The organism is Pseudomonas sp. H1_F01 (assembly GCF_054681425.1).
Window position 1 is genome coordinate 5,963,064 of sequence record NZ_CP162823.1, and the last position, 22,521, is coordinate 5,985,584.

At 61.7% G+C, this 22,521-nt stretch carries 18 protein-coding genes; 6 read left to right on the forward strand and 12 right to left on the reverse strand.

What is annotated here, in order from left to right; genetic code table 11:
- Positions 1 to 7: 7 nt before the first annotated feature.
- Entirely contained in the window at positions 8 to 1,453 is a 1,446-nt protein-coding gene (locus tag AB4O09_RS26950; protein ID WP_027912112.1) for a SulP family inorganic anion transporter, read from the forward strand.
- Positions 1,454 to 1,537: 84 nt separating this feature from the next.
- Here the strand turns inward: AB4O09_RS26950 and AB4O09_RS26955 are convergent, their stop codons facing one another.
- The 3 genes from AB4O09_RS26955 to AB4O09_RS26965 all read right to left on the reverse strand — a co-directional run bounded on the left by AB4O09_RS26955 (position 1,538) and on the right by AB4O09_RS26965 (position 4,232).
- A complete protein-coding gene (locus AB4O09_RS26955) occupies positions 1,538 to 2,431 on the reverse strand; it encodes an NAD-dependent epimerase/dehydratase family protein (protein WP_460107731.1) in 894 nt (297 codons plus the stop codon).
- A 103-nt stretch (positions 2,432 to 2,534) separates the two neighbouring features.
- Positions 2,535 to 3,446 (reverse strand): LysR family transcriptional regulator, encoded by a 912-nt coding sequence (locus AB4O09_RS26960; protein ID WP_003197551.1) that lies wholly within the window; start codon positions 3,444 to 3,446, stop codon positions 2,535 to 2,537.
- A gap of 195 nt (positions 3,447 to 3,641) precedes the next feature.
- Positions 3,642 to 4,232 (reverse strand): NADPH:quinone oxidoreductase MdaB, encoded by a 591-nt coding sequence (locus AB4O09_RS26965; RefSeq protein ID WP_003197550.1) that lies wholly within the window; start codon positions 4,230 to 4,232, stop codon positions 3,642 to 3,644.
- Here AB4O09_RS26965 and AB4O09_RS26970 point away from each other — a divergent pair.
- Positions 4,231 to 4,377, forward strand: coding sequence for a hypothetical protein (locus AB4O09_RS26970; protein WP_155252634.1), 147 nt, complete (start codon positions 4,231 to 4,233; stop codon positions 4,375 to 4,377). The two genes, AB4O09_RS26965 and AB4O09_RS26970, sit on opposite strands and share 2 nt — an antisense overlap.
- A gap of 55 nt (positions 4,378 to 4,432) precedes the next feature.
- Positions 4,433 to 4,747 (forward strand): putative quinol monooxygenase, encoded by a 315-nt coding sequence (locus AB4O09_RS26975; protein WP_003197548.1) that lies wholly within the window; start codon positions 4,433 to 4,435, stop codon positions 4,745 to 4,747.
- Here the strand turns inward: AB4O09_RS26975 and AB4O09_RS26980 are convergent.
- Positions 4,737 to 5,501: a sulfite exporter TauE/SafE family protein gene (locus AB4O09_RS26980; protein WP_003197546.1), complete on the reverse strand. Its 765-nt coding sequence runs from the start codon at positions 5,499 to 5,501 to the stop codon at positions 4,737 to 4,739. The two genes, AB4O09_RS26975 and AB4O09_RS26980, sit on opposite strands and share 11 nt — an antisense overlap.
- 212 nt (positions 5,502 to 5,713) lie before the next feature.
- On the opposite strand from AB4O09_RS26980, the gene AB4O09_RS26985 reads away from it, so the two are divergent.
- Together AB4O09_RS26985 and AB4O09_RS26990 are read left to right on the forward strand one after the other, a co-directional pair.
- Complete coding sequence (locus AB4O09_RS26985) at positions 5,714 to 6,595, forward strand: LysR substrate-binding domain-containing protein (protein WP_460107734.1); 882 nt, start codon at positions 5,714 to 5,716, stop codon at positions 6,593 to 6,595.
- A 97-nt stretch (positions 6,596 to 6,692) separates the two neighbouring features.
- Entirely contained in the window at positions 6,693 to 7,037 is a 345-nt protein-coding gene (locus AB4O09_RS26990) for a cupin domain-containing protein (RefSeq protein ID WP_003197542.1), read from the forward strand.
- Positions 7,038 to 7,175: 138 nt separating this feature from the next.
- On the opposite strand, the gene mmsB is transcribed toward AB4O09_RS26990, so the two are convergent.
- The gene (gene mmsB, locus AB4O09_RS26995; RefSeq protein WP_003197538.1) at positions 7,176 to 8,063 is read right to left on the reverse strand and encodes a 3-hydroxyisobutyrate dehydrogenase; all 888 of its coding nucleotides are present in this window, start codon (positions 8,061 to 8,063) and stop codon (positions 7,176 to 7,178) included.
- Positions 8,064 to 8,073: 10 nt separating this feature from the next.
- Complete coding sequence (locus AB4O09_RS27000) at positions 8,074 to 9,600, reverse strand: CoA-acylating methylmalonate-semialdehyde dehydrogenase (protein WP_003197536.1); 1,527 nt, start codon at positions 9,598 to 9,600, stop codon at positions 8,074 to 8,076.
- A 129-nt stretch (positions 9,601 to 9,729) separates the two neighbouring features.
- On the opposite strand from AB4O09_RS27000, the gene AB4O09_RS27005 reads away from it, so the two are divergent.
- Positions 9,730 to 10,677 (forward strand): LysR family transcriptional regulator, encoded by a 948-nt coding sequence (locus AB4O09_RS27005; RefSeq protein WP_003197534.1) that lies wholly within the window; start codon positions 9,730 to 9,732, stop codon positions 10,675 to 10,677.
- Here AB4O09_RS27005 and AB4O09_RS27010 read toward each other — a convergent pair.
- The 6 genes from AB4O09_RS27010 to recC all read right to left on the reverse strand — a co-directional run bounded on the left by AB4O09_RS27010 (position 10,674) and on the right by recC (position 22,392).
- Positions 10,674 to 11,111, reverse strand: a complete 438-nt coding sequence (locus tag AB4O09_RS27010; protein WP_223470346.1) for an OmpA family protein — start codon at positions 11,109 to 11,111, stop codon at positions 10,674 to 10,676. The genes AB4O09_RS27005 and AB4O09_RS27010 overlap by 4 nt on opposite strands.
- Positions 11,112 to 11,180: 69 nt before the next feature.
- Entirely contained in the window at positions 11,181 to 12,449 is a 1,269-nt protein-coding gene (locus tag AB4O09_RS27015; protein ID WP_003197529.1) for a diguanylate cyclase domain-containing protein, read from the reverse strand.
- Positions 12,446 to 13,021 (reverse strand): YfiR family protein, encoded by a 576-nt coding sequence (locus AB4O09_RS27020; RefSeq protein WP_013692183.1) that lies wholly within the window; start codon positions 13,019 to 13,021, stop codon positions 12,446 to 12,448. Before AB4O09_RS27020 ends, AB4O09_RS27015 begins: the two co-directional genes overlap by 4 nt.
- Positions 13,022 to 13,160: 139 nt before the next feature.
- Positions 13,161 to 15,257, reverse strand: coding sequence for an exodeoxyribonuclease V subunit alpha (recD, locus tag AB4O09_RS27025; RefSeq protein WP_003197526.1), 2,097 nt, complete (start codon positions 15,255 to 15,257; stop codon positions 13,161 to 13,163).
- Complete coding sequence (gene recB / locus AB4O09_RS27030; protein ID WP_003197524.1) at positions 15,254 to 18,943, reverse strand: exodeoxyribonuclease V subunit beta; 3,690 nt, start codon at positions 18,941 to 18,943, stop codon at positions 15,254 to 15,256. The genes recD and recB overlap by 4 nt, the downstream gene beginning before the upstream one ends.
- Positions 18,940 to 22,392, reverse strand: a complete 3,453-nt coding sequence (gene recC / locus AB4O09_RS27035) for an exodeoxyribonuclease V subunit gamma (protein WP_460107737.1) — start codon at positions 22,390 to 22,392, stop codon at positions 18,940 to 18,942. The genes recB and recC overlap by 4 nt, the downstream gene beginning before the upstream one ends.
- Positions 22,393 to 22,521: the final 129 nt, after the last annotated feature.

The following is a 22,521-nucleotide window of genomic DNA, read 5'->3' on the forward strand; positions in this document are numbered from 1 at the left end:
GTAAATCATGAAATCAGCACGTCTTCGCGCCGACGCCCTCGCCGGCCTCACCACTTCTTTCGCCTTGCTCCCCGAATGCATCGCCTTCGCCCTGGTGGCCCACCTCAACCCGCTGATGGGGCTCTACGGCGCGTTCATCATCTGCACGCTGACCGCGTTGTTCGGCGGTCGACCAGGCATGGTGTCGGGGGCGGCGGGGTCGATGGCCGTGGTCATCATCGCGCTGGTGGTGCAGCACGGCGTGCAATACCTGTTGGCCACCGTGCTGCTGGGCGGGCTGATCATGATGGCCTTCGGGCTGTTGCGGTTGGGCAAGCTGGTGCGCATGGTCCCGCACCCGGTGATGCTCGGCTTCGTCAACGGCCTGGCGATTGTCATTGCGCTCGCCCAACTGGAGCATTTCAAGCAGGGTGAAACCTGGCTCAGCGGCGATCCGCTGTATCTGATGGCCGGCCTGGTGGCACTGACCATGGCCATCGTCTACCTGCTGCCACGCCTGACCCGCAGCGTGCCGCCGGCCCTGGTGGCGATCCTCGGTGTCGGCCTGGCGGTCTACCTGCTCGGCCTGTCCACCCGAACGCTGGGCGACATGGCCCATATCGCCGGCGGCTTGCCCGCTTTCGCCTGGCCCGATCTTCCCTGGAACCTGGAGACCCTGCAGATCGTCGTGCCCTACGCGGTGATCATGGCGATGGTCGGTTTGCTGGAAACCCTGCTGACCCTGAACCTGACGGATGAAATCACCCAGAGCCGCGGTTATCCGGACCGTGAATGCGTGGCGCTGGGCGCAGCCAATATCGCCTCCGGGCTGTTCGGCGGCATGGGCGGTTGCGCCATGATCGGCCAGACGGTGATCAACCTCAGCTCGGGTGGGCGCGGACGCTTATCGGGCGTGGTGGCCGGGGTGATGGTGTTGCTGTTCGTGTTGTTCCTGTCGCCGCTGATCGAGCGCATCCCGCTGGCTGCGCTGGTGGGCGTGATGTTCGTGGTTGCACAGCAGACCTTCGCCTGGGCCTCGCTGCGGGTGATCAACAAGGTGCCGAAGAATGATGTGTTGGTGATCATCGCGGTGACCGTCATTACGGTGTTCACCGACCTGGCCGTGGCCGTGCTCTGCGGCATCGTCATCGCGGCGCTCAACTTCGCCTGGCAACAGGCCCGGGAGCTGTACGCCGACACGCACCAGGAAGCCGACGGCAGCAAACTCTATCGCCTGCACGGCACGCTGTTCTTCGCCTCGACGACGCCGTTCCTCAACCAGTTCGACCCGGCCAACGATCCGGCCCAGGTCACCCTGGACTGCCGGCATTTGAGCTTCGTCGACTACTCGGCCGTCGCCGCACTCAAGACCCTGCGCGAACGCTACAGCAAAGCCGGCAAGCACCTGCGTGTGTTCCACCTGTCCGAGCGCTGCAAGCAAATGCTCAAGCGCGCGGGCGTGCACCACGACTGACGACATGCCAACACAAACCCTGTGGGAGCGGGCTTGGTGGGAGCAAAGCCCGCTCCCACAGGTCCTATGTTCTACTGATGGATCTCACACCATCTCATCAAGAATCCACTCTAGCACCGAGGTCCGCTTCGGCGTCCAACCCAGCAGCTCACGGGCGTTCTTGCCTCGTACACGGCTGTTGGAACCCAGGCCATAGTTGGCCATTTCGTAACCCCACTCCGCTTCGGCATCGGCCAATGGCCAGTCCTGCGGTTCGCCAAGGTTCAACGCCCGGGCAATGACGGTGGTCATGTCGATGAACGAGGCTTCGCCGCTTTCGACGAAGTAGAAGGTGCCCGGCTGGTTGCGGGTCAGGGCCAGTTTGTACAACTCGACCACGTCCTCGATGTGCACATTGGACCAGATGTTCTGTCCCGGCCCGACATGCCGCACCACGCCACTTTTACCGGCCTGCTTGAGCAGGCGCGGCAGTTGCACGCTGTCACGCTTGACGCCCAGGCTGTGGCCATAGATCAAGGTGTTGCAGATCACCGCCGAGTTCACGCCTTGCTTCGCCGCATCCAGGACCAGGTTGTCAATGGCGACACGGGCAGCCTTGTCGGCGGTGGGCGCCGGCAGCTCATTTTCGTAGTAGATCGCATCGCTGGAACGACCGCCCGAAGCATCGCCGACGATGCTCGAACCGCTGGTGTGCAGCAGCACTTTGTTCGAGCCCTTGAGCCCTTCGATCAACGCTTGGACCGCACCGCGGTGGTCGCTGCTGGCGGCATTGATCACCGCATCGGCGGCACGGGCCTGCTCGGTCAGCAGCGTGCTGTCTTCGAGGGTGCCGATAACCGGCTCGATGCCCAGCGCCGTCAGTTCGTTCGCCTGTTCGGCGCTGCGCACCAGACCGATGACTCGATGCCCGGCGCGTACCAGGCCGGTGGCGATGGAACCGCCGATAAAACCGGCAGCGCCGGTGACAAATACGTTCATGGACAAACTCCTTGGCCAGATCAGTGATGGCGCAAGTATCGAGGCCCCATCCCTGACGAAACAGGCCACATTGCCCAAATCACTCTTGCCTTGAAGTCACGAATCAGTCCTTGAACTCCCGCGAGGCATAGCCGGCGAGCTTGTCCTGGATGAAGTCCAGGAAGCACTGGATCCGCAAGGCCAGTTGCGAGTTGCGGTAGTACACGGCATTGATCGGCTGGCGATATCCACTGTTGGCATCGGCCAGCAGCACCTTCAGCCTACCGGCACGGATGTCTTCGCGGGTCATGAAGTCCGACAGGCAGGCAATGCCCTGCCCCTGCAGCGCCAAGTGGCGCACGGTCTCGCCACTGGACGCGCTGATGGCTGGCTGGATCAGCCAACGATCACCGTGTACGTGGCGCAGCGGCCACTGGTTGAGTCCCTCGTTCTGGGCAAACCCCAGCAGCGCATGGCCTGCCAGCTCGGCGACGCTTGACGGCGTGCCGTGCTGCTTCAGATAAGCGGGGCTGGCCAGGATGTGCAACGGGCTGCAACCCAGGGAGCGAGCGTGGAGCGTCGAGTCGGTGAGGGTGCCGATGCGGATGGCGATGTCGGTGCTTTGCTCCAGCAGGTCGATGATCAGGTCGTTGCTGTTGAGTTCGAGCTGGATGTCCGGGTAACGCCTGCGGAACTCGTCGATGTGTGGAACGATGGCATGCAGCATGAACGGCGAGGCCGCGTTGATCCGTAACCGGCCTGCAGGATTTTTCTGGCGGGATGACAGGCGCTCTTCCAGCTCATCCATCTGGTCGAGGATGCCTTTGGCCTGCTCGAAGAAATACTTGCCCTCCTCGGTCAGGTCCATGCGCCGCGTGGTGCGGTTGATCAGCGTGGTATCGAGCTTGGCCTCCAGCCGCGACAACGTGCGGCTGACCGCCGACGGCGTCTGCCCGACCTGCTCGGCGGCGGCGGAGATGGATCCGCACTCGATCACGCAGACGAAAATCTGCAATTCGTCGGATCTGGCTTTCACGTATCCCCCTGTCGACTGATCTCTCTTGTGGCGAGGGGATTTATCCTCGCTATGTGGGAGCAAAGCTTGCTCGCGATGAAGACGCCGCGGTCTTTCGGGAATCGAGGTGTCTGTTTCGCGAGCAAGCTTTGCTCCCACAGTGCAGGTTCACCCACCCGCCACAGGATAGTATCGGGATGCGCAGCAAAAGAAAGGTCACACCTTCAGACCGAACACCTCAACCAAATGCCGCTCATACCGCGCCACATCTTCTTCGATGTTCGGGCGCTTCATCACGTCCACGCACAGGAAGGTCGGCAGGCCGGTCATGCCGAGGAACTGATTGGCCTTGTGGAACGGGAAGTACACCGCGTCCACGCCCTTGGCCTCGAAGAAGTCGGTCGGGTCGTCGAAGGCTTGCTGCGGAGCGTTCCAGGTCAGCGACAACATGTACTGCTTGCCCTGGACCAGGCCACCGCTGCCGTATTTCTGCGAGGCATCGGAACGGGTCCGGCCGTCGCTGGCGTAGAGGCTGCCGTGGCCTTCGGTGAAGACTTCGTCGATGTATTTCTTCACGGTCCAGGGTGCGCCCATCCACCAACCCGGCATCTGGTAAATGATCACGTCGGCCCACAGGAACTTGGCGACTTCTTCCTTGATGTCGTAGCCGCCGTCGATGAAAGTGGTTTTCACATCAAAACCACCACGGTCCAACACGCTGAGCGCCGTGTCGTGGAGGGTGGCGTTGTAGCGACCGTCGGAGTGAGCGAATTGTTTGCCGCCATTGAGCAACAGGACTTTTTTCATGGGGAATCTCATCGGGTTCCACGGCATGGGCCGGCAAAGGCCGCCGCATGGAAAGGTTGAAAATGATGGCGGCAGAATAACGATGAGCTTCATGGGGAATAAGCCACCCGACGGCAAAACTGATTTGACCTATACGCACAAATGAACGGCCGATTATTGCCTTAGACTTCGAGACCTCTTTTATCTCAGGAGCCACCTCGATGAGCGAACTGCACGGTTTCATCCTGCACGCCAAGACCCGTCCGGAAAAAGCCGAAGCCTTCGAAGCGTTGTTCCGCGCCTACGTCGAGCCAAGCCGTGCCGAGCCCGGCTGCGTCGAATATCACATGCTGCGGGACCAGCAGGATCCGACGCTGTTTATCTTCTATGAGATCTGGGCATCCCAGGCGCACCTGGAGGTGCACTCGAACCTGCCGCACATGCAGCAGTTCTTCGAACAACGCATGGATTATCTGGAGCGCGACTTCGAAATCCGCCGCGTCGACATGCTCAGCCCGTCCTCGGCTAGCCGCTGATCAGCAAATGGCCGCCGAGCACGCCGAGGCCGACAAAAAACACCCGCTTGAACAACACGGCGCTGATCCGCTGGCGCAACCATTGCCCCAGCCACATCCCCAGCAGCGCCGGTGCCAGCGCCAGCAGCGAAGCGCTCAATTCGCCCCCACCCAGTGCGCCGCGCCACAACAGGCCGGCGGCCAGGGCCAGGGTAGAAACGGTGAATGACAGGCCCAAGGCCTGTACCAGTTCGTCCTTGCTCAGGCCCAGCGCTTGCAGATAGGGCACCGCCGGAATGACGAATACGCCAGTGGCGGATGTGATGAGGCCGGTGAGCAACCCGCAGAGCGGAGCGATCCACGGCTCGACATGGGCGCCGACCCGCAGCGTTGGCAGCAACAGCCCGCTCAACGCATACAGCACCAGCGCCGCGCCCAAAGCCCGCACCACCCAGGCCCCGCCCGTCATGCCGAGCCACAGCGTACCGAGCCCGGTGCCAATGAAAATCGCCAGCAACAGCGGCCACAGACGCCGGAGAAGGGCTTGCAGATGGCCGCCGAAAGCCAGTTGCCAGAGATTGGTCAGGGTCGCTGGGATGATGAGCAGCGCCGCAGCCTGCGCCGGAGCCATAGCCAACCCAAGCAAGCCCATGGAGATGGTCGGCAGGCCGAGGCCGATCACACCCTTGATGGTGCCGGCCAGCAGGAAGGTGCCGATAACCAGCAGGGAAAGGGCCAGGCCGAGGTTTTGATAGAAAGCGATGAGTGTGTCCATGGGGGTATCCTGCACCCGAGGCCTCGGCTTTAAAATCTGTCATATACTGAGACTGCCTCTCTTGCGGCAAGAGGCTGTGAACTCGCTGATGCGGCCGACGCCATCGCGAGCCAGCTCGCTCCCACAGTTGAAATGCAATCCCATGTGGGAGCGAGCTTGCTCGCGATGACGATAAACCAGGCGCCACAGCACTTGAGACAGGATCCCCGCCCATGCACTTCGACCTCACCGACCTGCGCCTCTACCTGAACATTCTCGACACCGGCAACATCACCGCCGGTGCGGCTAGCAGCCATTTGTCCCTGGCCGCGGCCAGCGCACGAGTGCGAGCCATGGAAGCGTCCCTGGGCATCGACCTGCTTGAACGGGGGCGGCGTGGTGTAACGCCCACTCCCGCGGGCAAAGCCCTGGCCGAGCACGCCCGGGTCCTGCTGCAACAGGCCGAACACCTGCGACAGGACCTGGCCGAATACGCCAAGGGCGTCAAAGGCCGGGTGCGGCTGCTGTGCAACACCAGCGCCATGACCGAATACCTGCCCGAGCTGCTGGCCGGCTTTCTCCAGGCCCATCCCAACCTCGACATTGACCTGCAGGAATTGCCCAGCTCACGGATCACCCATGCGCTGCGCCAAGGCGCGGCGGACCTGGGGATCGTTTCCGACGCAGTGGACACCGAGGGCCTTCAGGCCTGGCCTTTTCGCGACGATCCGCTGGTATTGATCCTACCGACCGGACACCCCCTGGCTGACGGTCGCGCCGTACGTTTCAGCGAGACCCTCAGCCACGATTATGTCGGCCTGAACGCATCCAACGCCTTGGCGATCCACCTGGAAGAGCAGGCCCTGCACATCGGCTCACGCATGCAAGTGCGCATTCGTGCCGATGGTTTCGACGGGATGATTCGCATGGTGGCCCATGGTGCAGGCATTGCCATCGTGCCGAAGGCTACCATCGACCGGCGCCCACCCGAGCCTTCGTATCAATGTGTCACGTTGCAAGAAGCCTGGGCGCACCGGGCGTTGCTGCTGTGCGCCCGCAACTTCGACGGTTTGCCGGCCTACGCCACGGCCCTGGCTCGGCATCTGGCCGATTGATGCGCGCTTCTGGATAGCCCGGTGTCGACCACAGACATCTACCCGCTCATGCCGCGCGTTAGGGTGCCTGTTCTCTTCTGCCCCTTTCGGAGCTCACATGACCGCACCCATCACCGTCCTGCGCGACACCCATCCGCTGCCCGTACTCGACGCCTGCAAATGGGAAAAACTCGAAGGCGACCCGCACACCGTCAACCTCAACGCCTACACCAGCGAAGACGGCAGCAAGATCATGGGCACCTGGATCTGCACACCCGGCAAATGGCGTGTGGATTACGTGAAGTGGGAGTACTGCCATTTCCAGGAGGGCTACTGCATCATCACCCCGGACGGCATGGCTCCAATCCATCTGCGCGCCGGTGACATCTTCGTCGTCGAGCCAGGCATGAAAGGCACGTGGGAAGTGGTCGAGACCGTGCGCAAATATTTCGTCTTTGCCTGAAACAAAAAACCGAGAGACCACCCGACGTGGTCTCTCGGAAAACAACTTTGTAGATTGCGCAGCCTCTGTGGCGACGGAGCAAGCCTTGCTCCCACAGATAATTGCCCTTGCCACAAAAGCCCGTCGATATCGTCGCTCTTACTGCGGCTTGCGATAGCTGTTAACAATCGCCGAAAAGTCCTTGCCGCCCTCGCCCCGCTGGCTCATCGCCTGATACAACTGCTGCGCCACCGCCCCCAGCACCACCGGCTGATGGGCCTGCCGCGCGGCTTCGGTCGCCAGGCCCAGGTCCTTGAGCATCAGGTCGGCGCCAAAGCCCCCCGTGTAGCCACGGGACGCCGGTGCCGTTTCGATCACACCGGGCCATGGGTTGTAGGTGTCCGAACTCCAGCAACGGCCCGTTGAACTGTTGATGATGCCGGCCAACACCTGGGTGTCGATCCCCAAGGCATCGCCCAACGCCATGGCTTCGCTGACGCCCACCATGGAAATCCCCAGCAGCAGGTTGTTGCAGATCTTGGCGATCTGCCCGGTGCCGACTTCGCCACAGTGCACGATGTTACGGCCCATTTGCGCCAACACCGGTTGCAAGGTGGCGAACAACTCGGCCGAGGCACCAACCATGAAGGTCAACGTGCCCGCCGCCGCACCGCCGGTGCCGCCCGAGACCGGCGCATCGGCCATCGCCACCCCTTGTTTCGCCGCGGCAGCCGCCACGTCGCGGGCGGTTTGTGGATCGATGGTGCTGCAATCCACCGCCGGCGTGCCGGCGGCGATGCCAGCCAGCACACCGTCTTCACCCAGCCAGACACTGCGCACATGAGCGGCGGCCGGCAGCATGGTGATCACCAGCGCAGTGCCCTGGGCCGCGTCGCGAGGCGAGGCGCTGATCGTGCCGCCCAACGCCGCCAGTTCAGCCAGCACCGTCTGGTTCAGGTCGAACAAGTTCAGCGAATGGCCAGCCTTGAGCAGGTTGCGCGCCATGGGGGCGCCCATGTTGCCCAGGCCGATAAATGCGATGTTCATGTCCGGCTCCTTAACGCAAATTGATGGTGGTGTTCACACCGTCATTGACGCTGTCATCATCGAACCAGCGCGCGGTCACGGTCTTGGTCTGAGTGTAGAACTGCACCACTTGTTTGCCGTACGGACCGAGGTCGCCGAGTTTCGAACCGCGGGAACCGGTGAAGCTGAAGAACGGCACCGGCACCGGGATCGGAATGTTGATGCCCACCTGGCCGACGTCGATTTCACTCTGGAATTTGCGCGCCGCCGCACCGCTCTGGGTGAACAGGCCAGTGCCGTTGCCGAATGGGTTGGCGTTGACCAGGGCAATCGCCTGATCCAGGGTGTCGACTTCCAGCACCACCAGCACCGGCCCGAAAATTTCTTCGGTGTAGATACGCATGTCGGTGGTCACGCCGGAAAACAGGGTCGGGCCGACGAAATTGCCCTGCTCGAAGCCCGGCACGCTGATGCCACGACCATCGAGCTCCAGCTTCGCCCCTTGCTGCACGCCACTCTCGATCAATTCGAGGATCCGCGCCTTGGCGCGCTTGGAAATCACCGGGCCGACGTCAGTACCCGGCTCGCTGCCGGCATTGACCTTGAGCTTCTGTGCCAGGGCCTTTAGCTCCGGCAACCACTGCTTGGCCGCGCCCACCAGCACCACCACGGAGGTGGCCATGCAACGCTGGCCCGCCGCGCCGAAACCGGCGCCGACCAAGGCGTTGAGGGTTTGCTCACGATTGGCATCGGGCAACACCACCGCGTGGTTCTTGGCGCCCATCATCGACTGCACGCGCTTGCCGTGACGACCCGCCAGGTCATACACGTGGGTGCCGACCGCCGTCGAACCGACGAACGAAACCGCCTTGATGTCCTTGTGGGTGCAGAGCGCGTCCACCACGTCCTTGCCGCCGTGCACCACATTGAGCACACCCGCCGGCACGCCGGCCTCGATAGCCAGTTCCACCAGAAGCATGGTCGAAAGCGGATCCTGTTCCGATGGCTTGAGCACAAAGGTATTGCCGCAGGCGATGGCCATCGGGAACATCCACAGCGGAATCATTGCCGGGAAGTTGAACGGGGTAATGCCCGCGCACACACCAATCGGCTGGCGCAGGGTATAGGTATCAACGCCACCGGCGACGTTCTCGGCAAATTCACCCATCTGCAGGGTGCCGATGGAACAGGCGTGCTCGACCACTTCCAGGCCACGGAAAATATCGCCCTCGGCATCAGCGATGGTCTTGCCCTGTTCGGCGCTGAGCACCGCGGCGATGCGCTTGGAGTGCTCGCGGATCAATGCCTGGAGCTTGAGCATGATGCGCATCCGCGCGCCGATGGGCGTCAGTTTCCAGGTCTGGAAAGCACGCTGGGCAGCGGCGATGGCGGCATCGACTTCCGAGGCCGTGGCGAACGGAACCTTTGCCAACACCTGCTGGGTGGCCGGGTTGACGATGTCGTGCCATTCGCTGGATTGGGATTCAACCCACTCGCCATCGATCAACAGTCTGACGGTTTGCAGGGTGGTGTCGCTGGGCGTAAGGGAAACGTTCATGCTGGCCTCCGGGATTGTTCTTATAGAGAGCGCTGGGACCAAGGTACATAGACACCTTGGTGATGAGACGGTTTTTGGAGTATAGATGTGCAAACTTCTAATAAGAATGCACATAAAAGCCGGTCCAACATGCAAAAAAACATCACCTCCCTGGGGTCGCTGAATTGGGACGACCTCAAGTTTTTCCTAGAAGTGGCCCGCACCCGCAAGGCCAGCACTGCCGCCAAGCGCCTGGCCGTCGACTACACCACGGTGTCGCGACGCATCAGCTCGCTGGAAGCCTCGTTGGGCACGCTGCTGTTCGAGAAATCCCGGACCAACGGTTTTGTCCTGACGGCCGAAGGCCAACGCCTGCTGGGTTACGCCGAATCGATCGAAAGCACCCTGCACATGGCCTGCGAGCAGGTTTCAGGCTCTGGCGTCGCACTGTCCGGCCACGTGCGCATGGGCTGCACCGAAGGCTTCGGCAGCTTCTTCATCACACCGCAACTGAGCCACTTCGTCGACGCCTACCCGGCCATTTCGGTAGACATCCTCCCGCTGCCGCACTTCATCAGCCTCTCCAAGCGCGAAGCCGACATCGTCATCGCCCTCGAACGCCCCGAACATGGCCCATATGTATGCTGCAAATTGTGCGACTACCGGCTGCAGCTCTATGCCACCCAGCAATACCTGGACAACCACCCACCCATCCGGCGCCCGGCCGACTTGAGCAAGCACTCGTTCATCAGCTACGTGGATGACCTGGCGTTCAGTTCCGAGTTGCTCTACCTGGCCAACGTACTGCCCGGCGCCAATGCCCACCTGCGCAGCACCAGCGTGATCGCGCAATTCGTGGCAGCGCAGCAAGGCCGCTCGCTGGCAATCCTGCCCTGCTTCCTCGCCGCCCAGGACCCACGGCTGTTGCCGGTCCTGCCGGAGGACATCACCGTCACCCGGCAGTTCTGGATGTACTGCCGTGAGGACTTGAGGAAGCTGAAGCGGATTACGTTGTTGTGGGATTACATTCGCGAAGTGACTGAACAGAACCAGCCACTGCTGATGGGTGACAGCCGGGAGATGGTGTTCGCCGACTAGTCGGCGATGACCACAATGGCGACACGGCGGTTTTCGGTGCGGCCGCTGGCGGTGTCGTTGGAGGCGACTGGTTTGCTGCTGCCCAGGCCGCGCAGTTGGACGTTCTCTTCGCGCATGCCAACGGCTGTCAGCACCTTGCTCACGCTGGCGGCCCGCCGCATCGACAGTTGTTCGTTGTAGGCCTGGGAGCCCGATGCGTCGGTATGACCATCGACGCGTACCCGCTGGATTCCCGCCCCCAGCAGTGCCTTGCCGATACGCTCGACGATTTCGGTGCTGGCCGGGTTGAGGTTTTCCACGTCGCTGCCGAACAGGACCTTACCCGACAGGCCGAACGCCCAGCCATCGTCAGTCAATTCGAACCCTTGTTGCTTGAGTACGGCGATTTGCGCCGGGGTCAGGCCCTTCTGCGGTGCCGTCTGGCAACCGCTCATGGCCAGGACGGCCAGCAACAAAAACGCCGCGAACCAGCGCAGGGAAAATGAAGGATATGAACGCACGAGTCAGCTCCTGGTTTGAAGATCAGCGACGGAGTGATCCGACTCCGCCGTATGTTGACCGCCTCGGGCGAGGCGTTTGGCTTGGTACATCGCCGCATCGGCGGCATGGAGAAGGGTGCCCGGTGTCGCACCATCATCGGGGTAAACGGCAATGCCGATACTGAGGGACGTCAGCACTGAAGCATTGCCAGGCAGTTGAATCGGCATTTCCATGCTGGCGATGATTTTTTCAGCGATCCGCTCGGCGTCCTCGGCCTTGTGCAGAGGTGCCAGCAGCACGGCGAATTCATCGCCTCCCAGGCGTGCGACCAAGTCGTCTTCACGCAACTGTGCCCGGACCCGGGTTGCCACGGCCGTCAGCACCGCGTCACCGGCAGCATGACCGAAATTGTCGTTGATGCCCTTGAACCGGTCGCTGTCGAGGTACAACACGGCCACTTGCTCGTTGAGCTTGCTGGCGTTGCGCAAGGCGCGGATCAGCCGGCCCTCGAAAAACGCCCGGTTCGGCAAGCCGGTCAAGCTGTCGTGACTGGCCTGGTGTGCCAGGGTTTCGTTTTCGCTTTGCAGGTGAGTCTGCCAGGACTCCAGTTCGTCGAGCAGTGCATTGAAGTCATTGGCCAGGTTATCCAGTTCGGCGATGGCGGCCGGCGGCACGCGCCGATCCAGGGCCCGCTCGCTGCGTGCCGCGTGGGCCACTTCGGCCAGGCTGCGCAATGGTCCGGTGATCGCCCGCAGCTGACGTCGCGCCAGGTACAACGCTACCCAGGCACTCACCGCCGTGCACAAAATGATCCCCGCCAGACCGCTGAGCAAAAAGCGCAACAGGCTGCCACCATGCCCTGCCAATAGAATGCTGCCGATGTTCCGCCCTTGATGAACGATCGGCAGACTGATGGGCTTTTCCAAAAACGCCTTGGCAATGTGCATTTCCAGTTCCGACAATAAACCGGTATCCGGACGTTTCCAGCGCGCCAACAGGCGGCCGTGCTCATTGAACACTTGGGCATCGGCGACCTCCTCGGTGGAGGCAATCAACGCCAGCGCCTCGGTGGCCGCCGCCGCGTCATCGAATACCACGGCCGCTTCCACGGTGTAATTGATCGAGCGGGCGATCAGGTGCAGGTTGTGATCGGCGTAGACCCGCAACGCAAGCACACCCAGCAACGTCAGGGAAACACTGGCCATGGTGATCGCCACCAACGCGACAATCAGGTGGCCGCGCCCGATGACCGAGCCCAGGGTGGGACGGACCCGCGATTTGGACAGGCTCATGGTACTGCCGGCCTGCGACGGGAAAGCTGCAGAACGCTGGGATGGATACGCACGCCACTGCGCGCTACCGAGTCGAGGTTGACCTCGAACGATACCTGCTCATCACCGACCCGCAGACAGAACAGGCTCCCCACGGTGCACTGGTCACCGCCTTCGCTGATGCTCAACACGGGCTTGCCGATCAGGGAGTCAAACAGACGAGTACGCTCGTCGCTGGTCAGCCTGCCGATGTAGACGGCGTTGCAGTCCGTGGCGATGTTGGGGTGATCGGCCAGCAATCGCTGCACGGTCACCGGTCGACCGGTGGCCTGAGTGGTGCCCTTGACCAGGTCGTCGGTGTATTGAGTCGGGCCGACGATGCACAGTTGCAACTGCGCAGGCTCTACTGGCCAGCGCGCGTAGCTGAGAATGCCCAAGACGACTTGAGTGACCGATTCGGCCCGCTGTTCAGCCCGACTCGTGGAGGACGGGTCTTCGGCAAGCACCATAGGCGACAGCAACCACAGAAGACCGGCAAGCAGATAATGCCCCCAGTCCTTGCTGCGCACAGCCTCCCGAACCGCCACTTTCATGGAAAATCTCTAGGTAATACGATAAGTGTCGGAACGATAGCACAGTGCCAAAAAGCCAGCGAGCCGGCGCCCTACGGACATATCTGACAGAAAACAGCCAAAATCGTGACCCCAGCATTGAATCACGAAAGCTGATCATTCAGTCATCACCCTCCAGTTCCAACATCAGCCCGCTCAGGCGCTTGACCTTGCGCCGCACCGCCTCCTCAAACACCCCCGCTCGCGGCTCTATCAGGCTGAACCATTGCTTGCCCCGAGTAATGGCGGTGTACACCAACTCCTTGGTCAATACCGGGTTCAGCGCATCCGGGAGAATCAACGCGGTATGGGTGAATTCCGAGCCCTGGGATTTGTGCACCGTCATGGCATACACGGTTTCCACATCATTCAGGCGGCTGGGCAGGACGAAACGCACACCGCCCTGACCGTCGTTGCGCGGGAAAGCGACCCGCAGAACCTGTTTTCCAGCATCAGGCCCGTCACGCTCGGGCAACTTGAGGGCGATACCGATATCGCCGTTCATCAGCCCCAGCCCATAGTCGTTGCGGGTCATCAGCACCGGGCGTCCTTCGTACCACTGATGATCGCTATCGATAAGGCGTGCCTTGAGCAAGGCGGCGGTGATTCGCAGGTTCAGTCCTTCGACGCCCCACGGACCTTTGCGCACCGCGCAAAGCAATTGGAATTCGTCGAAGGCCGCCAGGACTTCCCGGGCCCAATCGGTCCAGCAACGGTCTTCCAGCGGGCGAGAAATGGCCGGGCGTCGCTGCCGTAGCAGGTTCAGGTAATGCCGATACCCCTGGGACCCATCTGGCTTGCCGTCGAGTAACAGCTTCTCCAGTTTCGTGTCGTGTTCATTCGCCAACTTCAGGGAAGACAGATCGGCATGCTGCCCTTGCTCCAGCAACTGACGGGCTTTTTCAGGCTGCTGCTGGTTGACCCAGCGAGCCAGCTGACCGATCCCGCTGCCTTCGCCGAAGCGCCGGGAATGCCTGAGCATGACCACTTGCTGTGCCAGGGGATGAGTGCCGTCGAGGTCCTGTTGCAGGTCACCGGCCGCCAGGTTTTCACCGCTGACCGACTCAAGCCAGGCTCGGGTCCGGGGGCTGTACCAGCCCTCCTCGGCGTCTCGACACAAATCCCCGAGCACCGCACCGGCTTCTACAGAGGCCAACTGGTCCTTGTCCCCCAGCAATACCAACCGTGCATGGGCCGGCAGAGCATCCAGCAGATTGGCCATCATCTCCAGGTCGATCATCGACGCTTCATCGACCACCAACACATCCAGTGGCAAGCGATTGCCTGCATGGTGGCGAAAATGCCGGGTGCCAGGGCGGCTGCCCAGCAAACGATGGACTGTCGTGACGTCGCAGGGAATCCGTTCGCGCACCGCGTCGTCCACATCCAGGGTCCGGACCTGCTGGCTGATGGACTCGGTCAGGCGCGCCGCCGCCTTGCCAGTGGGCGCGGCCAGGCGAATCCGCAGCGGCTTCCCGGCCTCGACGGCCGGTGCCTGGAGCAGGGCCAGCAGGCGCACAACGGTCGTGGTCTTGCCGGTGCCCGGGCCGCCGGTCACGATGCTGAAGGACCCGCGGGTTGCCAGCGCGCAGGCCAGTTTCTGCCAATCGATCGGGCCGCTGGCATTGGCCGGCCCGAACAACCCGTCCAAACGCTCGCGCAGGTCGCCGGGCGCCGCTTCATGCTCGATAAGCCGTTGACGCAACGCTTCATCGATCCGCCGTTCATAACCCCAGTAGCGGCGCAGATAAAGACGTTTGCCAGACAGCACCAACGGACGTTGCTGCGCCTCTTCGCTCCCATCCACGGCCAGGGCCACCAGACGACTGGACGCCAGGACCTTGCACCAATGGACGCCGTCCAGTGTCGCCAATATTTGCGATGGCAGCAGCATCACACCCGTCTGCAGGTCACCCTCGGGAGGCAGGGACAGAGCAAAATCCGGTTCCTTGAGGGTCTCGAACACATCCAGGCAAACATGCCCGTGACCCAGTTGATGACTGGTCAACGCAGCGGCGAGCAGGACCAATGGATCATCGTCGGGTGCCAGTTCATGGAGGAACGCCACGAAGGCCTTGTCCAGGGCGCGCAACCAGCCGCGCTCGACCCAGCGCGTCAGTAACAACAGCAGGTCCTGCGCACGGCTCAAGGGCGCCAACTCCACCAGGCTTTCGTCGTCGGACGACTTGGGCAGCAGGTCGGCAAAAGAACGACTCATAGCAATTCTCCCTGTACCCACGCCGGCTCGGCCTTGGGTTCGGGCGCCCCTTGGAACAGACGATCCAATTGTTCGATCAATGCCCGTGGCGGCTTGGCGAAATACACACCCTGACTGGCTGAGCGGGTTCCGCGAAGGAACAGGTACAACGCGCCGCCGACATGCCGGTCGTAGTCGTAATCGGGGAGCCGTGCCTTGAGCTGGCGATGCAGGGCCAACAGGTACAGCACGTATTGCAGGTCGTAGCGATGGTCCAGGATCGACTGTTCCATGGCTGGTACGGTGTAGGCCATGTCATCGACACCCAGCCAGTTGGATTTGTAATCGGCCACGTAGTACCGACCGTCGTGCTCGAACGTCAAATCGATGAAGCCCTTGAACATGCCATTGAGCAGCACCGGCTCCGCTGCAACTCGGGCCACACCGCCATGGGTGAACCGGCAAACCAGCTGGTCGAGCTTTTGCACATCGACCTTGTGGCTGGCGAACCAGAACTCCATTTCGACCTGGAATTGGCTCAGGTCTTCGAGCACCACTGGCGCCTGGTCGTTGCCGACGTGCATGGGCATCTTGATCAGGTGCTGCAGCCAATCGCTCAGCGTGGTGATCCAGCCTTTCCAGCCTCGGCGATTGCAGCGTCGGGCAATGGCATCCTCGATATCCGCTGGCGCCGATGAAAAGCCCTCCCCTGCGGCCCACTCCAGCAGACCATGCAGGAAAGTGCCGGGGTTGGGGCCACGGGGAAAGCGGTGGATGTCGCCACCGATAGCGATAGTCTCCCTGGGAGCGTCCGGATCCAGTCGTTCATCGTCGAACAGTTTCTGGGCCTGCGGACTCTCTGGCGCGGTATCGCTGCCTTCGCTCAGGCTTTCGCTGATGCGTAAGGCACTGTAGGACGCGATCCACCAGTTCTCGCTGGCTTTTCGCAAGGGCACCAAGGGCTCAAGCAACACGGCTTCGTTGCGCGGGGGCCGGTAGTGCTCGTCGGTGGCTTCGGGCATTGGCTGGTAGCTCACCGCGTCGCTGCCTTGTTGCAGGTCTTCCAGCCAACGCCTCAACTCCACCGACTCGGTCAGCGGTGCACCACCGCCCAATAGATACCCCAACGCGGACACATGGAGGATCGAGCGATTGTTGCTGCCCCGCTTGAGATCCGCGACACCTAGCCAGCAGGCATGTTGTGCACGGGTCAGAGCCACGTAGAGAAGCCGCAGATCCTCAGCCAGACGCTCGTCATCGGCCTTGGCGATCAATTCGGCAGTGGGCTTGAGGCTGATCTGCGCCTTGTTGGCCTCATCGTGGTAGTGCAATGGCAGTCGACTGCCGTCCACCGGTTTCGTCGAGCAGATGAAGGGCAAGAAGACCAACGGATATTCGAGGCCCTTGGACTTGTGGATCGTGACCACCTTGACCAGTTGCTCATCGCTTTCCAGGCGCAGGATCTGCTCTTCTCCCGCCTGCCCGGACAAGGCCAGGTGCTCGGACAAATGCCGGATCAAGGCTTGTTCGCCATCCAGTTCACCGGCTGCCTGCTGCAACAGTTCGCAAAGGTGCAACAAGTTGGTCAGCACCCGCTCGCCATCGCTGCGCACCATCAAGGCCTGGGGCAGTTCGAAATCATGCAGCAGGCGCCGCAACATCGGCAGCACGCCCTGGCTGCGCCAGACCGTACGATAACCGCGGAATTGCATGACCCGGGCTTCCCAGGCCAGCTCATCCTGATTGAGACGCTCCAGTTCCGTCAGCGACAGATTCAACGTGATGCTGGCCAGAGCCGCCCGTAGTGGTCGTTCGGCATCCGGCTCGGCACAGGCCTTGAGCCAGACAAGCAAATCACGCGCTTCCTGCGAGGCAAAGACCGAATCCTTGTCGGACAGATAGACACTGCGCACGCCTCGCGCGGACAACGCGTCTCGCACCGCCTGCGCTTCTTTACCATCGCGCACCAGGATGGCGATATCTGCCGGGCGCACGCCTCGCAGCACTTTTCCATCGACCGTGAAGCCATCGCGTCCTGACTGGCCGCCGTTGAGCAACGCCGTGATCTCACTGGCGCAAGCGGCCGCCATGGATTGTCGATACACCGCACCGGAAAGCGGCTGCTCCGACGACAGGTGCCAGATGTTCAGCGCCGCGACCACCTGCCCTGCGACCCGCAAGGACTCCTTGCGTCCCTGGGATTCAACGGACAGGAACGGCACCGGGTTCTCGCCCGAAGGTTCACGGAACAGAAAGGCCCCACGCCCCTTCGGGCGGGACTCGGCATTCTGGAAAACATGGTTTACCGCACCGACCATGGCATGGCTGGAACGGAAATTCGTGCCCAGCGTGTGCAGCCTGCCAGCAGTGGCTTCGCGAGCGCGCAGGTAGGTATAGATGTCGGCACCGCGAAACGCGTAGATCGCCTGCTTCGGATCGCCGATCAGGAAAAGTCCGGTCCCGGGGTCGTTATCTTCGATACGGTAGATGCTTTCGAAGATCCGGTATTGAACCGGGTCGGTGTCCTGGAACTCATCGATCAGCGCTACCGGAAACTGCTCGCGGATCAGGCTCGCCAGACGCTCGCCTCCGTCGGCCTGCAGGGCCGCGTCGAGGCGCAGCAGCATGTCATCGAAGCCCATCTCGGCGCGGCGACGCTTCTCTGCCTCGAAGCGCGCCCCGACCCATTGCGCGGCATGCTGCAATACGGCGGCATCTGGCGTGGGCAACGCATCCAGGCTGGCCTTGAGACTGGCCATGGCGTCCAGCCCGGGATGGTTGGGCACGTCACCTTTCCAGGCTTCGGCCATGCCCTCGGGCGTCAACCGCGAGAACCCGGTGCCGATGTCCAACAGCTCAAGGCTTTCGTCATCGACCCAGGCAGTGATTTTCTGAAACCACGGTTCGAAGTAACGCGCCTGCATCTTGCGCCCGTCGACAGACTTGCTGGCCACGCCTTGCTGGCATATCTGCAACAGTTCCACCGCCCATTGCCGCCACGGCGCCTTGAGATCGAGCAAGGCGGCACTGCGCTCCTGCAAGGCCGCGGCGATGAGTTCGGCAGGCTCAAGCCCGTCACCATCGCCACGCTCGCTGGAAAACAAGCCTCGTACCCGCGGCAACAGCGCAGCAGGCCCTCCCCAATGGGTACGCACCCAGCTCAGCGCCTCGCCTTGCATCGAATAGCAGAACAACCGCCAATAATCGCGCAGCACCTCGCCCAGCAATTCGCTGTGGTCGGTTTCCAGGGTCTGGGTGAACAAGCTACCGCTGTCGAAGGCGTGCTCACGCAACATGCGCTGGCACCAACTGTGGATGGTCGAGACGGCCGCTTCGTCCATCCACTGCGCAGCGATGTCCAGCCGGTTCGCGCAGCCAGGCCATTGGTCGGCGTTGAACTCGTCGCGCAACGCAACGATCAGCGAATCCGGGGCGGGAATTTCGTCACGGAAGAAGCGTGCGGCTTCGGCCAGACGGGTGCGAATTCGTTCACGCAACTCTTTGGTGGCAGCGTCCGTGAAGGTCACTACCAGGATTTGCGGTGGAAGCAACTCGCGGCCAAAGCCGGACGCCGAACCGCCATGCCCCAGCACCAGACGCAGGTACAACGCCGAGATGGTGAAGGTCTTGCCGGTACCGGCGCTGGCCTCGATCAGTTGGCTACCATGTAGCGGGAAAGCCAAGGCCAATGGTGTCTGTCGACTCATGAACGGGCTTCCTCGCCGACCAATGAACGCCATGGGGCTTCGAGCAACGGCCGGTAAAGCGCATCGCACCAATCGGGGAATGTTTCGTCAGCCATCAAGGCATCGAAATCAGGAAACTGTCGAGCCAACGCCGGACTTTCCCGCCGTTCGCCTTCAAACGTCTGTCCATCGCCCTCATAGGCTTTGCGAGCCGCCGCTTCGGCCTTGTCCGGATCAGTCTGGCCGAGCCAGGCGAAAGCCGTCTTCACCGCGATTGGTAGCGGCTGGCGCATACCGGTCTGCCAAGCCAGCAGCATGTCGCCCAGTAGCCTTTGTGCGACAGGCTCGTCAAAAGGTGCCAGCAGCAAGCTGTCATCACTGGCCACCAGCGCCGTCGTCAACGACAAGCCATTAGCGCAGGCCACGAGATGGTTGACCCAAGGCCGTATCAAGCGATGCCACTTACGGGTCTTGGTGGAGCCAATGCTGTTGGGTATGGCCGTGATGGCGAGGACCGCACCGTCGGAACGCTGATGCAAACCACTGAGCCAGCCCTCGACATTCACTCCCTGCAATTGCAGGCTGACTGGCACAGCGCTGACCGACGGTGTCGGCCATAACGCCAGAAGCTGTTGGTAACGCTGGAGCAGATCCGGCAGGGGTTCAATCAATTCACGCTGCATGCACTCACCGAAACCGGCCATGGGTAACAGACCACTGTTCTGCAGTCTTTTGGCGTGGGCGGTGAGGGCAAGATCCGGCTGGTCCAGGCGTACCAGGGCGGCCTCGAGCAGACTGTCACTCAGGCTGTAGCGTTGCAGCGCATCGAGCACAAAAGGTTCGTCATCGGCCAAAGGCGCTTCGATGGCCTCGAAGAACACCTTCAACCGCTGACTGAAGAAATGGCGGACAGGATTGCGCAGGAAGTCCTGCAACTGCCCGAGGCCCAAGGGCTCTTCCTGAACATAGGGCTCCAGCATCCGGTTTTTATCGGTTTGATCGCAAGCGTCATGGAGCATCCGCCATTCGCTGGCGTAACTGAACAGCTCGTCACCTTGATGGAAATAACGTGCACTGAACGGTTGCAACGGATGCTCCTGGGTCAGGGCATCGAGAAGAGGCTTGCCGTCATCTGCCAACCGCCAGCCACTGGCGAGATGATCGCGCAGTTGGCCGATCAACACCGATGCCGGGCGCTCGCTGTTGTCGCGAATACTGCGCCCCACCCAACTGATGTACAGCTTTTCCCGAGCAGAAAGCAGCGCTTCCAACAGCAGGTAGCGGTCGTCCTCACGGCGGGAACGATCGCCCGGACGATAATCGCCGCCCATCAGGTCGAAGTCCAACGGCGGCTGGGCTCGTGGGTAATCACCATCATTCATTCCCAGCAGGCACACCAGCTTGAAGGGGATCGCGCGCATCGGCATCAAGGTACAGAAGTTGACTGCGCCGGCCAGGAAACGCTGGGACAGTCGCCCCTGATCCAGTCCGGCCAACCACGCCTCTCGCACCACCGTCAGCGGCAATTCATCGTGCAGTCCCACCGACTCACAGGTTTCCAGCCAGGTTTCACGCAAGTCTTCGAGTTGGGCCAGCAAATAGTCGTCATGCTCGTTGCTTGCCTGGAAAAACAGCTGCATCAGATCTTGCAGGCGTGAACCCCATTGCTGCGGCGATGCCGGCCGGGTGAGTTCCTGATGGGCGACTTCCAGGGCATCCAGCAAAGCAACCAGGGGACCGATCAACGCCGCATCCAGGCCCCCGATTTCGTCATAGGGCTCAATGCCCTCATAAGCGTTCGAACTGCCGACGGCATACCCCAGCAACATGCGACGCAAGCCGAAATGCCAACTGTTCTGCTCAAGCTCGGCAGGCAGGCCCAACCCGGCACGGTGTTCGGCGCTCATCCCCCAGCGAATGCCTGCTCCTTCGATCCAGCGGTGCAGTGTCGGCAGGTCGGCCTCATCGATGCCAAACCGTTCGCGTAACGCCGGGACATCCAGCAGATCGAGGATTTCGCTGACCGGGAAACGACTGTCCGGCAGCTTGAGCAAATGCTCGACGGCGATCAGCAGTGGATCACGTCCACGCTGGCCCTGGTCGGTCAGCGTGAAGGGAATGAACCGCGGGTCGCTCCTGTCGAGCTGGCCGAACACTGCGCGAATGTGCGGTGCATAACTGTCGATGTCCGGGACCATGACGATGATATCCCGTGGGCGCAGGGTCGGATCCGCACTGAAGTGGGCCAGCAATTGGTCGTGGAGAATTTCGACTTCACGCTGGGCGCCATGGGCCACATGAAAGCGAATCGAGCCGTCTCGCTCTGTATCGACGACAGGCCAGTGTTCCCGGGTTTCGTCCAGGGGGCGCAGCTCCAGGATGTCATCCTGCAACTGGCTGAGAAGGGTCGTGGGGGTCCCATCGGTGAACAGGTCGATTCGCCCATCGCGAAATACCGAGCGATAGCTGTTCGGGTCATCGTAGCTGTCGAGCAGGTTGATATAGTCGCGCCCTTGCTTGCCCCAGGCGGCCAATAACGGATGGGCATGTTGATGCAGGGTTTGCGGATCGAGGACGACGGGCATGCCAGCCTTGCGTGCCTGGCGCTTGTATTGGTGACGCAGCAAATCCTTGTCGGCGACGATGTCCGCCCAATGATGGCGACACGGGTTATGCACGCAGAGCAGAACCTGGCTGAACCGGGAAAGGCCGGCGAGCGCCTCCAGTACCTGGGCAGGCAACGACGAAATACCAAACACGATGACCCGTGCGGGCAGGCCTTTCGGAGCGACTTCCAGACTGTTGATACGCTCGATGTAGCGCTGATGAACGCCGGCACGGCTTTGCGCCATGCCTTGCTCTCCCACATCCAGCAGCAAGGCTCGCCACAGCTCCGCTTGCCAGCAATTTGCCGGTGCAAGCGGCTTGATTTCACCTCGGACATTTCTGGTCTGGTGTCGACCTTCCGCCCAATCCTCAAGCCAGTCGGCCCGGTAGACCTGGTACTGGTCGAACAGATCGGCAAGACGCTCGGACAGTTGATAGCGCTTGCGCAAGTCGGTGTCTTGGGTAAGGAATCGGCGCAGAGGTTCAAAATGAGGCTGCTCAATCAACTGCGGCAGCAGACGCATCAGGCGCCAGGTTAGCGGAGCCTTATCCAGCAGGGACTTGGCCGGAATTTCGTCGCGTCCCAGGACCGTTCGATAAAGTTGCCACATGAAACTGCCCGGCAGTTGCACATCAATGGCAGCCGCAATACCGCAGCCACCGGAATCATCGTCTTCCGAGTCTTCGGCCAGTGCGAGCTTGAGCCATTGGGCAATGCCGTTGCTCTGTACCAGGGCGATTTCATTTTCAAGGGGGGCCAGCGGATAGCGCCGCATCAAGCTGATCACCAGGCTGCGCAATTCATCAAGGCGATTCCCGTGAACCACCATGAAAGCTGGGCTAAGGGACGTTGCGTCCGGCATGAAAGGCATCCTTGAAATTGCAAAAGCTAGGGGCAGAACCTTAGCACTGTCGGGGGGTTGTGACAGCCGGGAGCTTTCCGCGCTTGTCGTAAGAACTTTCCCGCGGGCAAAAACAAAACCCCTACCTGC